The organism is Halomonas sp. (assembly GCF_031581305.1).
In the GTDB taxonomy this organism is placed as follows: Bacteria; Pseudomonadota; Gammaproteobacteria; order Pseudomonadales; family Halomonadaceae; genus Halomonas.
On record NZ_JAVLBC010000002.1, the window covers coordinates 1 to 13,381 of the forward strand.

General features: G+C 66.4%; 12 protein-coding genes. 8 read left to right on the forward strand and 4 right to left on the reverse strand.

Annotated features, from left to right (window positions below; all coding sequences use genetic code 11):
• Positions 1-99: 99 nt before the first annotated feature.
• Positions 100-2,307: a DNA helicase II gene (uvrD, locus tag RI841_RS00240; protein ID WP_310703506.1), complete on the forward strand. Its 2,208-nt coding sequence runs from the start codon at positions 100-102 to the stop codon at positions 2,305-2,307.
• Between the two features lie 128 nt (positions 2,308-2,435).
• Complete coding sequence (locus RI841_RS00245; protein WP_310703507.1) at positions 2,436-3,536, forward strand: TRAP transporter substrate-binding protein; 1,101 nt, start codon at positions 2,436-2,438, stop codon at positions 3,534-3,536.
• Positions 3,537-3,624: 88 nt separating this feature from the next.
• Here the strand turns inward: RI841_RS00245 and RI841_RS00250 are convergent, their stop codons facing one another.
• The gene (locus tag RI841_RS00250) at positions 3,625-4,032 is read right to left on the reverse strand and encodes an acyl-CoA thioesterase (RefSeq protein ID WP_310703508.1); all 408 of its coding nucleotides are present in this window, start codon (positions 4,030-4,032) and stop codon (positions 3,625-3,627) included.
• 139 nt (positions 4,033-4,171) lie between these two features.
• On the opposite strand from RI841_RS00250, the gene RI841_RS00255 reads away from it, so the two are divergent.
• From RI841_RS00255 to cysZ, 6 genes are all read left to right on the forward strand, one after another.
• A complete protein-coding gene (locus RI841_RS00255; RefSeq protein ID WP_310703509.1) occupies positions 4,172-5,116 on the forward strand; it encodes a phosphate ABC transporter substrate-binding protein in 945 nt (314 codons plus the stop codon).
• A gap of 68 nt (positions 5,117-5,184) precedes the next feature.
• Positions 5,185-6,408: an ABC transporter permease subunit gene (locus RI841_RS00260; protein WP_310703510.1), complete on the forward strand. Its 1,224-nt coding sequence runs from the start codon at positions 5,185-5,187 to the stop codon at positions 6,406-6,408.
• A complete protein-coding gene (gene pstA / locus RI841_RS00265) occupies positions 6,405-7,952 on the forward strand; it encodes a phosphate ABC transporter permease PstA (protein ID WP_310703511.1) in 1,548 nt (515 codons plus the stop codon). Before RI841_RS00260 ends, pstA begins: the two co-directional genes overlap by 4 nt.
• 32 nt (positions 7,953-7,984) lie before the next feature.
• The gene (gene pstB / locus RI841_RS00270) at positions 7,985-8,803 is read left to right on the forward strand and encodes a phosphate ABC transporter ATP-binding protein PstB (protein ID WP_310703512.1); all 819 of its coding nucleotides are present in this window, start codon (positions 7,985-7,987) and stop codon (positions 8,801-8,803) included.
• Positions 8,804-8,827: 24 nt separating this feature from the next.
• Positions 8,828-9,556, forward strand: coding sequence for a phosphate signaling complex protein PhoU (phoU, locus tag RI841_RS00275; RefSeq protein ID WP_310703513.1), 729 nt, complete (start codon positions 8,828-8,830; stop codon positions 9,554-9,556).
• 84 nt (positions 9,557-9,640) lie between these two features.
• Positions 9,641-10,390, forward strand: a complete 750-nt coding sequence (cysZ, locus tag RI841_RS00280; RefSeq protein ID WP_310703514.1) for a sulfate transporter CysZ — start codon at positions 9,641-9,643, stop codon at positions 10,388-10,390.
• On the opposite strand, the gene phoR is transcribed toward cysZ, so the two are convergent.
• The 3 genes from phoR to ubiA form a co-directional block, all read right to left on the reverse strand.
• Positions 10,378-11,691: a phosphate regulon sensor histidine kinase PhoR gene (gene phoR, locus RI841_RS00285; protein WP_310703515.1), complete on the reverse strand. Its 1,314-nt coding sequence runs from the start codon at positions 11,689-11,691 to the stop codon at positions 10,378-10,380. The two genes, cysZ and phoR, sit on opposite strands and share 13 nt — an antisense overlap.
• A gap of 1 nt (position 11,692) precedes the next feature.
• Positions 11,693-12,382 (reverse strand): phosphate regulon transcriptional regulator PhoB, encoded by a 690-nt coding sequence (gene phoB / locus RI841_RS00290; protein WP_310703516.1) that lies wholly within the window; start codon positions 12,380-12,382, stop codon positions 11,693-11,695.
• A gap of 87 nt (positions 12,383-12,469) precedes the next feature.
• Complete coding sequence (gene ubiA / locus RI841_RS00295; protein ID WP_310703517.1) at positions 12,470-13,366, reverse strand: 4-hydroxybenzoate octaprenyltransferase; 897 nt, start codon at positions 13,364-13,366, stop codon at positions 12,470-12,472.
• Positions 13,367-13,381 lie beyond the last annotated feature (15 nt).

Below are 13,381 nucleotides of genomic sequence, written 5' to 3' on the forward strand. Positions count from 1 at the left end.
GCCCCTTGCCCCTTGCCCCTTGCCCCTTGCCCCTTGCCCCTTGCCCCTTGCCCCTATGCTAAGCTATCGGCCCATTTTCCGAGCAGCGATGCCTTCCCCATGGACGATGTCACGGCGATTCTCGACCACATGAACCCGGCCCAGCGCGAGGCCGTCAGCGCGCCCCAGGGCAACATGCTGGTGCTGGCCGGGGCCGGTTCCGGCAAGACCCGGGTGCTGGTACATCGCATCGCCTGGCTGATGCAGGCCGAGGGGCTGTCGCCCTATGCCGTGCTAGCCGTGACCTTCACCAACAAGGCGGCCCGCGAGATGCGCACCCGCCTGGAGGCGCTGCTGGGTATCTCCCTGCGCAATGTCTGGGTGGGGACCTTCCACTCTATCGCCCATCGCCTGCTGCGCACCCATTGGCAGGACGCCCGGCTGCCACAGCACTTCCAGATTATCGACAGCGATGACCAACTGAGGCTGGTCAAGCGGCTGCTCAAGGACCACCGCGTCGATGACGAGCGCTTTCCGCCGCGCCAGGTGCAGTCGTTCATCTCCGGCTGCAAGGAGGAGGGGCTGCGCCCCCACCAGGTCGATGCCCATGGTGATGCCTATCTGGCTCAGATGGTCGAGCTCTACGAGCGCTACCAGCTGACCTGCGAGCGTGGCGGACTGGTGGACTTCGGTGAGTTGCTGCTGCGTAGCCTGGAGCTTTTGCGGGACAACCCGGCACTGCTGGCCCACTACCAGGCGCGCTTCGGCCATGTGCTGGTCGATGAGTTCCAGGACACCAATACCCTGCAGTACGCCTGGCTCAAGCTGCTCACTGGGATGCAGACCCCGATGACGGTAGTGGGCGACGACGACCAGTCGATCTATGGCTGGCGCGGGGCGCGAATCGAGAACATCCGGCGCTTCGAGCAGGAATTCCCGGCGACCAGGACCGTGCGCCTGGAGCAGAACTACCGCTCTACCAGCGCCATCCTCGATGCCGCCAATGCCCTGATCCGCCACAACAGCGAGCGCATGGGCAAGGAGCTGTGGACCGAGGGCGCAAGGGGCGAGCCGATCTCCGTCTACTCGGGGTTCAATGACCTGGACGAGGCGCGCTTCATCGTCGACACCATCCGCGAGAAAGTCGAGGAGGGCACCAACCGGCGCGAGATCGCCATCCTCTACCGCTCCAACGCCCAGTCCCGGGTGCTGGAGGAGACCCTGATCCGCCAGGGCGTGCCCTACCGCATCTACGGCGGCCAGCGCTTCTACGAGCGCCTGGAGATCAAGAATGCCCTGGCCTACCTGCGGCTGCTGCTCAACCGTGACGACGACGCCTCCCTGGAGCGGGTGATCAACGTTCCGGCCCGGGGCATCGGCACACGCACCGTGGAGGTGCTGCGCACCCGCGCCCGGCAGACCGAGGTCTCGCTTTGGCAGGCACTGCACGACGCTCTGCTGGATGCCTCGCTCAAGGGGCGGGCCGCCACGGCGGTGCGGGCCTTCGCCGAGCTGATCGAGCGGCTTGACAACGACACCGCCGGCCTGGCGCTCCACGAGATCATCGATCACGTGATCGAGCGTACCGGCCTGATCGAGCACCATCGCAGCGAGAAAGGCGAGAAGGGGCAGGCCCGGGTCGAGAACCTTGAGGAACTGGTCACCGCCGCCAAGGCCTTCACCCAGGGCGAGACCTTCGACCCTCCCGAGGCCGGTGAGGGGGCGGTGGCCCTGGAGGCCTTCCTCTCCGAGGCCGCGCTGAACGCCGGTGATCACGAGGCCGACGAGTTCGAGGACTGCGTGCAGCTGATGACCCTGCACTCGGCCAAGGGCCTGGAATTCCCGGTGGTGTTCATCGCCGGGGTCGAGGAGGGCCTGTTCCCGCACAAGATGTCCATGGAGGAGCCGGGTCGCCTGGAGGAGGAGCGACGGCTCTGCTACGTGGGTCTGACTCGTGCCATGCGCAAGCTCTACCTGACCCATGCCGAGCTGCGTCGCCTGCACGGCAAGGAGACCTTTCAGCGTGCTTCGCGCTTCCTTCGCGAACTGCCGGAGGAGTACCTCGAGGAGGTGCGGCTGCGCGGCCAGATCTCGCGACCCATGACCGCCAGTCGACCCGAGGTCGGACTTTCACGGCAGACCTCGGTCAACGGGGGCGATGAGCTGCCGTCGCTTTCGCTGGGCCAGCGAGTCCGCCATCCGGTGTTCGGCGAGGGAGTGATTCTCAATGCTGAAGGAGAAGGCGAGCGCGCCCGGGTCCAGGTCAGCTTCGAGGGGGAAGGCGACAAGTGGCTGGTGCTGGGGTTCGCCAAGTTGACGCCTCTCTGATTTTCGTTGACGTTGACGTCAGCTGCTGACACTTGCCGGGCAATTCGGCTGTGACGCATACTCATGAGGGGACACATCTCAGCCCGCAAGCGTTGCGGGTACAATAAACAGCCTGGAGTCACGCTCGCATGCAACGTCGCTTCTTTCTCAAGAACACCCTCAAGACCCTGGGCGCCGGTGCCGCCGCCGGCGCTGCTGCTCCCTTCATCTCCACGGCCAGTGCCCAGGAAACCATCACCTGGGACATGGTGACTTCCTGGCCCAAGAACTTCCCGGCGCTGGGCACCGGGGCCAACGATTTCGCCGCGCGCATCGAGCGTCTCTCCGGTGGCCGCATGAAAATCCGCGTGCACGGCGCGGGTGAACTGGTGCCCGCCATGGAGGTGTTCGACGCAGTCGGTGAGGGCACCGCCCAGGTGGGCCACTCCGCCTCCTACTACTGGCGCGGCAAGACTCTGGCCTCCCAGTTCTTCACCGCCGTACCCTTCGGCATGAACACCACTGAAACCAACGCCTGGCTCTACTACGGCGGCGGCCAGGAACTGTGGGACGAGGTCTACGCCAAGCACAACCTCAAGCCTTTCCCAGTGGGCAACACCGGTACTCAGATGGGCGGCTGGTTCAAGAAGGAGATCAACTCGCTGGAGGACATGCAGGGCCTCAAGCTGCGCCTCCCGGGGCTGGCCGGCGAGGCCATGAACGGTATCGGTGTGACCACCGTGAGCACCCCGGGGTCCGAGATATTCACCTCCCTGCAGACCGGCGTGCTGGATGCCGCCGACTGGGTCGGCCCCTACAACGATCTGGCCTTCGGCCTGCACCAGGTGGCCAAGTACTACTACACTTCGTCCTGGAACGAGCCCAGTGCCATTCTCGAGGGTACGATCAACCTGGACGCCTGGAAGGCCTTGCCCGACGATCTCAAGGCGGTGGTCAGCGAGGCGGCCAAGGCCTCCAACCTGGCGATGATCAGCGAGTTCGCGGTGCGCAACGCCGAGGCGCTCGATACCCTGGTCAGCGAGCACGGTGTGGAGCTGCGCACCTTTCCGGAGGAGGTGCTGGAAGCGCTCTACGCCTCCTCCCAGGAGGTGCTCGAGAAGCAGGTGGAAGGCGATGAGGAGTCGCGGAAGGTCTACGACTCCTACACCGCCTTCCAGCAGAAGGTGCGGCGCTTCACCGATGTGGGCGAGTTCGCCTATTTGAAGACCCGGGAGAAGGTCGGCGCCTGAAGCCCGGCAGTCCACTCGCTACATACCCTGGGCGCCCCTGCGGCGCCCATTCTTGCTCCAGGCATGGTGATGTTGCGAGATGGCGACTTCAGTCGCCCTGGCGGACGGCGCGGATCCTTCCTTTGTCGTCCAGAGCCACCATCACGAAGCGCGCTTCGGTGACCTTGTGCAACTCGTCAGGGTCGCGTTCATGGGGGGCACGGATCCATACCTGCACGTCGATCTTGATCGAGCTGTGGCCGATCTCGCTGACCCGGGTGAAGATGTTGACCATCGAGCCCACCCGCACCGGGCAGAGAAAGTCCATGGCCTCGATGGCCACGGTGGCGATGCGGCCTCGAGCCTCGCGACCAGCGGCTACCTCGGCGGCCTGATCCATCTGAGCAACCAGCCAACCGCCGGGAATGTCGCCGTGCAGGTTGGTATCCTGGCGGCTGGCCAGCAGCTTGAGGGTCAATTGACCCTGGGGAGCGGGGATATCGTCGATGTCTGTCATGGAAGCCTGAGCGAATCGGGTTGTTGTTGTGGCGTGTTTATCAGCTTGCCATGGTATATGGCGAGGCTATCGATTCACCACCATTGCGACAAGATGCCCCGCTGCCGGCCCAGTTAACCCCTTCATGGAGGAGGTCGAGATGTCTGCCGTCCTGCGTCATTGCCTGGCCCCCTGGCTGTTGGTGGTCACGCTCGTGGCGCCTCAGGCTCAGGCCGAGCAAGTTGCCGGTACCCTAGGCACTGTCGGTTCCGACACCATGGCGGGGCTGATGCTGCGCTGGGGCGAGGCGCTGACACGCCAGCATCCCGGCATCCGCCTGCAGCTGCAGGCCAGCGGGTCGGCCAGCGCGCCGCCGGCCCTGGTGGCCGGTACTACCCGGCTGGGGCCCATGTCTCGTCCCATGAACGAGACCGAGCGCCGGGCCTTCATCGAGCGCCACGGCTATCCCCCTCGGGAACTGGCGGTGGCCCGGGACGCTCTGGTGGTCGTGGTCCATCGTCATAATCCCCTCGAGAGCCTGGGGCGTCGCGAGCTGGATGCCATCTTTTCCGACTCCCGACGCTGCGGGGTACGGGAGGGCGTCCATCGCTGGCAACAGTTGGGGCGCGATTGGCCCGAGGGGCGCATCCGCCTGCACGGCCGCAATGCGGCGTCCGGCACCCATGGGTTGTTCAGGCGGGTCGCCCTGTGTGACGGTTACTTTCGTCCTGAGATCAACGAGCATCCCGGATCCGCCGCGGTGGTCGCGGCAGTGACAGAGGACCCGCGGGCCATGGGCTATGCCGGGCTCAACCACCTCACGCCGGGCGTCAAGGCCCTGGCACGGCGTGATGCCGATGGGACGAGCCACTTCCCCGGTCCCGAAGCAGTTCGCAGCGGCGACTATGCGCTGTCCCGCGACCTTTACCTCTATCTCAACCTGCCCCCTGGCAAGCCCATACCGGCCGCCGAGCGCGCCTTCCTCGACCTGGTGCTCTCTCCGGCCGGCCAGGCGGTCGTCGAGGAGCTGGGATTCGTGGCGCTGCCCGATGCGAGACGGCTGCGCCAGCGACATGAGCTGGGGCTGGACGAGGTGGGGCGCTGATGCTGTCATCTCCCTGTCATCACACTGTCGTATAATTGCATTAGACCCAGTTTCGCGCAGGTCCGGTCATGCCCGACTCCTCCTCCCCGCCTTCCGTTCGACGCCGCCTGCGTCAGGGGCGCGATCGCCTGGCCACCATCCTGGTTACCGCGGGCGGTATCGGCGTGATCGCTGCCCTGTTGGCCATCGGGGTCTTCCTGGCGGTCGAAGTGGTGCCGCTGTTCTGGCCCGGCGGCGCGACGCAGATGGTCAGTCCGCAGGCCCTCTGGTTGCCCTTGGAGGGAGCAGATGACCCGGCCGGTTATCGCTGGGATCCCACGGCGACCCTGGGGACGGACGCGCAGGCCCGGATCAGCCTGGTGCCGCTGGCCTGGGGTACGCTAGAGGCAGCGGCCTGGGCCCTGCTGATCGCCGTGCCCCTGGCCCTGGGTGCGGCCGCCCACTCCGCCTTGTTCATGTCGCCGCGCCTGCGCAGTCGCTTGAAACCGACACTGGAGCTGATGGAGGCATTGCCCGGTGTAGTGATCGGCTTCGTCGCCGGCCTGGTGCTCGCCCCCTGGGTGGAGCGCCACTTGGCAGATGTGCTGGCCATGCTGGTGTTGTTGGTGCCCGGACTGCTGTTCGCCGGCGCACTCTGGTCGCGCCTGCCCCCGCGCCTGCAACAGGCGCTGCCGCTGGGTTGGGCGGGCCTGTGGCTGCTGCCCTGGCTGCTGCTGGTCCTGGCCGCCGCGTTTTGGCTCTCACCCTGGCTCGAGGACTGGGCGTTCGGTGGCGACCTGCGCCACTGGCTGGAGGTGCGCCTGGGGCTCGACCTCGCCGTGCGTAACGCCATGATCGTCGGCATGGCCATGGGATTTGCGGTGATGCCCAGCGTCTACTCGTTGGCCGAGGATGCCCTCTCGGGGGTGCCGCGGAGCCTATCGGAGGGCGCTCAGGCACTGGGGGCGACCCGCTGGCAGGCCCTGTGGCGGGTGGTGCTGCCGGCGGCATCCCCGGGGGTCTTCGCGGCGGTGATGATCGGCGCAGGACGGGCGGTGGGAGAGACCATGATCGTGTTGATGGCCAGCGGCAATGCGGCCCTGATGACCTGGAACCCTCTGGACGGGCTGCGTTCCCTGGCGGCTACCATTGCTATCGAGCTACCCGAGGCAGGTCCCGGCGGCCTGCACTATCGACTGCTGCTGCTGGCGGCCCTGCTGCTGTTCGTCTTCACTTTTCTGGTCAATACCCTGGCCGAGTTGGTGCGGACCCGTCTGAACCGTCGCTACGGGCGCCTGGGGGGTGGGGCATGAGGCTGGCTAACGGCCCACGGGCGCGATTGTGCCGCGGCGAGGGCTCCGGCGCCTGGCTGGCGGCAGGCAGCGTGGCGCTCTCGTTGCTGGCGCTGCTGGCGCTGCTGGCGCTGCTGGCGATTCGTGGCCTGGGGCACTTCTGGCCCGCGCCCATTGCCCTGGTGGCACTCGAGGACGGCCGACAGCTGGCCGGCGAGCGGGTCCGGGAGGCCCCGCTGCCGGCGGGGGTGGGGCATGAACGTCTCTACCGGATCGGCAATCGTGACCTGGATGGTGACCGCTGGGCATGGGTGGCGGTGTCAGACATCGCTGTGGTCAGCCACCCGCCCGACCTCGTGGTGCTGGAACGCCGCCGCTGGGGAGAGGCGATCGGCCGGCTGGTGGCGCTGGAGAGCGAGACGGGAGAGCGCCTGGAGGGTGAGGCCGCCCGGGCGGCCCTCGAGACCCGGATGACCGAGCTGGCAGCCCTGCGCCAGGCCCGCGACACCCTGCATGACGAGGTCATCCTGCCGCGCGTCCGGGCTCTCGAGGACGGGGTCGACGTGGAGCGCGAATTGGCTGCGGCCAATGCCCGGCTGCGCGAGTTGCAGGCGGCCATGGAGGCGGGTCACCTGACGCTGGAGACCGCCGACGGAGAGCGACTGCAGGTGCCGCTGGAACAGGTTCTGCGGGTGCAGCAACCGAATGCCATGTCGCCGCTCGACAAGCTCGTCGCCTGGGGCGAGGGCGTCTGGCACTTTCTCTCGGAGGGACCGAGGGCGGCCAATACCGCCGGCGGCGTCTGGCCGGCGATCTTCGGCACCGTGCTGATGGTGATGCTGATGTCGCTCCTGGTGACGCCCTTCGGGGTACTGGCGGCGATCTACCTCAACGAGGTGGCCCATCAGGGGCGGTTGACGCGGCTGGTACGGATTGCCGTGCGTAACCTCGCCGGGGTGCCGTCCATTGTCTATGGCGTCTTCGGCCTGGGTGTGTTCGTCTACGGCATCGGTGGCACCCTGGACGATTGGTTCTTCGACGCGGCCCTGCCCTCGCCGACCTTCGGCACCGGCGGGTTGCTGTGGTCCTCATTGACCTTGGCCCTGCTGACTCTGCCGGTGGTGATCGTGGCCACCGAGGAGGGGTTGGCGCGGATTCCCGACCAGCAGCGCGAGGGCGCCTTGGCCCTGGGGGCTACCCGGCTGGAGATGCTTACCCGGGTGGTGCTGCCGATGGCAGCGCCGGCCATGCTCACCGGGGTGATCCTGGCCGTGGCGCGTGCTGCTGGCGAGGTGGCACCGCTGATGCTGGTGGGCGTGGCCAAGCTGGCCCCCCAGGTACCGGTGGACGGCGACTTCCCCTTTCTGCATCTTGACAGGAAGTTCATGCACCTGGGTTATCATATCTTCGATGCGGCCTTCCACGGCGGTGATGTCCAGGCGGCGATGCCGTTGGTCTATGCTACGGCGCTGCTGCTGGTGCTGGTGATCCTGGTGCTTAACCTGACTGCAATATTTCTGCGTCATCATCTCAGCACGCGTCACGGGGTGCTCAGCCGTCGATGAGTCCAGTACCGTTGCGCCACCCGGGAGCCTCGATGTCATTCGTCCATGACCTGTGCCCGTCGCCCGACCCGGCGGCGTTCATCGACTTTCCCCCCGAGGCCAGCAGCCTGGCTATCCGGGGGCTGTGCCTCGCCTATGGGGACACGCCGGCGCTGCGGAATCTCACCCTGAGAATTCCCCGGAACCGCGTCACGGCCTTTATCGGCCCATCCGGCTGCGGCAAGTCGACCCTGCTGCGAGTGTTCAATCGCCTACACGACCTCAATGACGAGGTGGTACGCGAGGGTGAGGTGCTGCTCGAGGGGGAAGACATCCATGCACCCGGGGCGGCGGTGGCAGAGCTGCGTCGGCGGGTAGGGATGGTGTTCCAGGCGCCCAACCCCTTCCCCATGTCGATCCACGACAACGTGGCCTTCGGCCTGCGCCTGCAGGGGGGACTGAGCAAGCGCAAGCGCGATGACATCATCGAGTGGGCGCTGCGCTCGGCGGCGCTGTGGGACGAGGTGAAGGACCGGCTGCGTGTCTCGGCCTGGTCGCTCTCCGGGGGCCAGCAGCAACGCCTGGTGATTGCCCGCACCCTGGCAGTGGGACCCGAAGTGCTGCTGCTCGACGAACCGGCCTCGGCGCTTGATCCCATCTCCACGCTCAAGATCGAGGAGTTGATCGGTAACTTGAAGTCGCACCTGACGCTGGTGCTGGTCACCCACAACATGCAGCAGGCGGCCCGGGTCTCCGACTACACCGCCTTCCTGCAGGACGGCGAGCTGGTGGAATATGGCTCCACCGACACCCTGTTCACCAACCCGCGCCTGCGACGTACCGAGAACTACATCACCGGGCGCATGGCCTGACGGCCAGCCCCAAGGAGAGGTCACATGGACATTACCAGCAATAGTCACAGCCAGCATATATCGCGCCAGTTCAACCAGGAGCTTGAAGAGCTCAAGACCCATCTGATGGCCATGGGTGGCCTGGTCGAGAAGCAGGTCCAGGACGCCGTGGTGGCTCTGCTCGACGGCGACTCCGCCCTGGCCGAGCGGGTGGTCGCCAATGACCGCGCCGTCAATGACATGCAGATCAAGATCGATGAGGAGTGCACCCAGGTACTGGCGCGGCGTCAGCCTACCGCCTCTGACCTGCGTCTGGTCCTGGCGGTGATTCGCGCCGCCTCCGATCTGGAGCGGATCGGCGACGAGGCGAGCAAGATTGCCCGTAACGCCATCGAGCTGATCGAAGCCGATAACGGCAACCGCGGCTTCGTCGAGGTGCGGATGATCAGCGAGCATGTGCGGCGCATGGTGCGCGACGCCTTGACCTCTTTTGCCCGTCTCGATACGGAACTGGCGCTCAAGCTGGTCCATGAGGACGAGGAGGTCGACAGCGAGTACAAGAGTGCCATGCGCTCGTTGATGACCTTCATGATGGAGGATGCCCGTTCGATCTCATCGGTTCTCAGTGTCATGTGGATCCTGCGCGCCCTCGAACGCATCGGTGACCACGCCAATAATCTGGCCGAGTACGTCGTCTACCTGGTCAAGGGGCTCGATATCCGCCACACCGACCCCGAGGACCTCGACAAGGACATGCTCGAAGGTAACGATTGACCAAGAACCCCGTTTGATCTCCCAATGACGCAAGCCGCCGCCCCGTCGGGCGGCGGCCTGCTTTGTGATATGAGGACGTGACGGATGCTCGATGCCTTCACGGCGCTGACTCGCGGGACCCGCCTGGTCTACTCCCGCGGTCTCCGGCGCTACGTGTTCCTGCCGATACTCGTCAACCTGCTGGTCTACACGGTCATGCTCTGGTACGTGCTGGGCCACTTCGGCGGCTGGCTGGAGGGCTGGATGGCCATGGTCCCCGGCTGGCTGGACTGGCTCTCCTGGCTGATCTGGCCACTCTTCGTGATCAGTCTGGGGCTGATCGTCTTCTTCACCTTCACTCTGGTGACCCACCTCATCGCCGCGCCCTTCTACGGCTTCCTGGCGGCGCGGGTGGAGGTCGAGGTGACCGGGCGGCCGCCGTTGGACGATCGCAGGTTGGCAAAGACGGCGGTGGACGCCCTGGGGCGCGAGCTGGTCAAGCTGGGCTACATTTTGCCGCGCATGACTCTGCTCTTCGTGCTTAGCTGGATCCCGGTGCTCAACCTGGTGGCGCCACTGCTATGGGCGGCCTTCTCGGCCTGGATCATGGCGATCACCTACCTCGACTACCCCATGGACAACAACAAGGTCAGCTTCGCCGACATGCGTCGCCGGCTGAAGGCGCGCTGGTGGCCGACACTCACCTACGGCGGCTGGGTGACCTTGATCACCTGGCTGCCGTTGGCCAACCTCTTCCTGCTGCCCGGCGCCGTGGCCGCCGCCGTCTTGATGTGGGAGCGTCACTACCGCAGTAGCGAGGCCGATAAAGCGCATACGCGGCCTCAGGCGCGCTGAGCGCTCTCGGTCGTGTTGCCCAGGCGTTCGGCCGGAAACAGGCAGCGGAAGGTGGCGCCACGGCCGGGGCGGGAGTCAATCTCCAGCCGGGCGTCGTGGCGCAGCAGCACGTGCTTGACGATGGCCAGGCCCAGGCCGGTGCCGCCGGTGGCGGTACTGCGGCCCTTGTCGACCCGGTAGAAGCGCTCGGTGAGGCGTGGCAGGTGCACCGGGTCGATGCCTTCGCCGTCGTCCTCTACTTCCAGGCTGGCGCCCTCGCCGTGGGGGCGCCAGCGCAGCACGATATGCCGCCCTTCGCCGGCATAGCGTACGGCATTGAAGGCCAGGTTGGAGAGCGCACTGCGGATCTCCTTCTCGCTGCCCACCAGCGGGCGAGGTTCCTCGACCTCGACCCTGATGGAGTGACGACCTTCCGAGAGCGCCGCGGCGTCACGCTGTACGGCCTCGAGCAGCTCGCCCATCGCCAGCGGGGCGTCATCGCGCCCGCCCTGGTCGATTTCCAGCCGGGACAGCAGCAGCAGGTCGTTGACCAGGTTCTGCATGCGGTCGGTCTGGGCCTTCATCTGCGACAGGCCGCGGCCCAGTCGCGGCGGCAGCTGGCCGGCCATGTCGCCATAGGTCTCCAGGTAGCCGGCCAGCACGGTCAGCGGGGTGCGCAGCTCATGGGAGACATTGGCCACGAAGTCCCGGCGCATCTGCTCCAGACGGTGCAGCCGGGTGATATCGCGGGCCATCACCAGGCGCTCGTCGTCGCCGTAGAGGGTGATCTGGAACTGCAGGATCAGCGACTCGTTGATGGGCGAGGTGAGGGTCAGCGGCTCGCGATAGTCGCGTTCATGAAAGTAGTCGACGAAGCGCGGGTCACGCAGCAGGTTGGTGATGTGCTGGCCGCGGTCAAGCCGGGGCTTGAGCCCCAGCATCCTCTCTGCGGCGCTGTTCCACCACTCGAGGTCGCCGTGGCGGTCGAGCATCACCACGCTGTCGCGCATCGCCTCGGAGGACTCCTGGATACGCTGCAGCGTGGCCCGCAGCCGCTGCTGGGTGAGGCGCTGGCTTTTCTGGTAGCGGTACAGGCGATCGAACAGCTCGCCCCATAGGCCGCTGGCAGTGGGGGGCTCCTCCTGCGGACGTAGGGTGAGCCACTGGTGGAGGGCATGGAGCTGGCGCAGGTGGAAGACCAGGCAGAGCAGCAGGCCGATGGCGATGCCCGTCGGCATCGCGGAAAAGGGCCAGCCGACCAGCGCCCCGGCAGCGATCAGGGTCGCCAGGCGCCAGAACTCGCGTCGCCAGAGCCGTCCCACGTCAGCCCTTGGCGGAGAACCGGTAGCCGGTACCACGCACGGTCTGGATCAGCTGGTGATGGGGTTCGCCCAGCGCCTTGCGCAGGCGGCGGATATGCACGTCCACGGTACGCTCCTCGACATAGACATTGCCGCCCCACACTTGGTCGAGCAGCTGTCCGCGGGTGTAGGCACGTTCCTGGTGGGTCATGAAGAACTGTAGCAGGCGGTACTCGGTGGGCCCCATCTCCAGCGAGTGTCCATCGACGCTGACCCGGTGGCTGACCGGGTCGAGCAGCAGTCCGCCGACCTCCACCGGGTCCTCGACGCCCCGCGGTGTCGCGCGGCGCAGTACTGCCTTGAGGCGTGCCACCAGCTCCCGTGGCGAGAAGGGCTTGGTGATGTAGTCGTCGGCCCCGGCCTCGAGTCCCTGGATCTTGTTGTCCTCTTCACCCTTGGCGGTGAGCATGATGATCGGCAGCTCGGCAGTGGCCTCCTCGCGCTTTAGCCTTCGGGCCAGCTCGATGCCGCTGGTTCCGGGCATCATCCAGTCGAGCAGCACCAGGTCGGGCTGGTGGTCGACCACCATGGCGTGGGCATCCTGGGCATTGTCTGCCTCGAGGACGCGATAGTCGGCCATCTCCAGCGCCACCGCGATCATCTCGCGGATCGGCGCCTCATCATCGACAATCAGTACGGTCTTGGCAGTCATCCCGGAGCCTCGTGGTCAATGACAGATCGATGACGATGACAACACGTCATGATGACAATAGCGTGACAAGTCCGGCCTGTCGCCCGCTCAACCTCCGTTCATTGCCGGCCACAGGGATAGCGCGATGCCGGCGAAGACCAGCAGGCCCGACCAGTGGTTGTTGAGGAAGGCCTGGAAGCAGCGGTCCCGGCCGCGTTCGCGGATCAGGAACTGCTGGTGCACGAATGTCGCCGCCATGGCGGCCAATCCCAGCCAGAAGAACCCCCCCAGCGCGAGTAGCCCGCCGGCCCAGGCCAGCAGCCCCAGGGTCAGGCCCTGCAGCAGGCCGATCATCAGCCGGTCGGCGCGGCCGAACAGCACGGCGGTGGACTTGATGCCGATCTTCAGGTCATCGTCGCGGTCGACCATGGCGTATTCGGTATCGTAGGCCACCGTCCAGGCCACGTTGGCGGCGAAGAGCAGCCAGGCGACCGGCGGCACAGTGCCCAGTACGGCACCGAAGGCCATGGGGATCGCCCAGGAGAAGGCAGCGCCTAGGAAGGCCTGGGGTAGGTGGGTGTAGCGCTTCATGAAGGGATAGATGAAGGCCAGCACCACCCCCACCACCGAAAGCATCACCGTGAAGAGGTTGGTGAACCAGACCAGCACGAAGGCGGCCGTCACCAGCATCAGGAACAGCGCCTGGGCCTCCCCTTCGCTGATTCGGCCGGTGGCCAGAGGGCGATTCCGGGTGCGTTTGACGTGACCGTCGAAGTGGCGGTCCGCGTAGTCGTTGACCACGCAGCCGGCGGCGCGCATCAGGTAGACCCCGGCGACGAAGATCAGCAGTACCTTGCGGCCGGGGAGGCCCTCGGCGGCGATCCATAGCGCCCAGAGGGTGGGCCACATCAGCAGCCAGGTGCCGATGGGGCGATCGAGGCGGGTCAGGTGCAGGAAGTCGGGCACCCGGGCCAGGCCCTTGGGGTGCATCAGGGAACGGTCCATCTCTACCTCGTGAAT

Excerpts from the sequence above, each read along its gene's own strand:
- RI841_RS00260 (WP_310703510.1), top strand. The coding sequence starts at position 5,185 with ATGCCCGACTCCTCCTCCCCGCCTTCCGTTCGACGCCGCCTGCGTCAG.
- phoU (WP_310703513.1), top strand. The coding sequence starts at position 8,828 with ATGGACATTACCAGCAATAGTCACAGCCAGCATATATCGCGCCAGTTC.
- ubiA (WP_310703517.1), bottom strand. The coding sequence starts at position 13,366 with ATGGACCGTTCCCTGATGCACCCCAAGGGCCTGGCCCGGGTGCCCGAC.
- pstB (WP_310703512.1), top strand. The coding sequence starts at position 7,985 with ATGTCATTCGTCCATGACCTGTGCCCGTCGCCCGACCCGGCGGCGTTC.
- cysZ (WP_310703514.1), top strand. The coding sequence starts at position 9,641 with ATGCTCGATGCCTTCACGGCGCTGACTCGCGGGACCCGCCTGGTCTAC.
- RI841_RS00245 (WP_310703507.1), top strand. The coding sequence starts at position 2,436 with ATGCAACGTCGCTTCTTTCTCAAGAACACCCTCAAGACCCTGGGCGCC.
- phoB (WP_310703516.1), bottom strand. The coding sequence starts at position 12,382 with ATGACTGCCAAGACCGTACTGATTGTCGATGATGAGGCGCCGATCCGC.
- pstA (WP_310703511.1), top strand. The coding sequence starts at position 6,405 with ATGAGGCTGGCTAACGGCCCACGGGCGCGATTGTGCCGCGGCGAGGGC.
- RI841_RS00250 (WP_310703508.1), bottom strand. The coding sequence starts at position 4,032 with ATGACAGACATCGACGATATCCCCGCTCCCCAGGGTCAATTGACCCTC.
- uvrD (WP_310703506.1), top strand. The coding sequence starts at position 100 with ATGGACGATGTCACGGCGATTCTCGACCACATGAACCCGGCCCAGCGC.
- RI841_RS00255 (WP_310703509.1), top strand. The coding sequence starts at position 4,172 with ATGTCTGCCGTCCTGCGTCATTGCCTGGCCCCCTGGCTGTTGGTGGTC.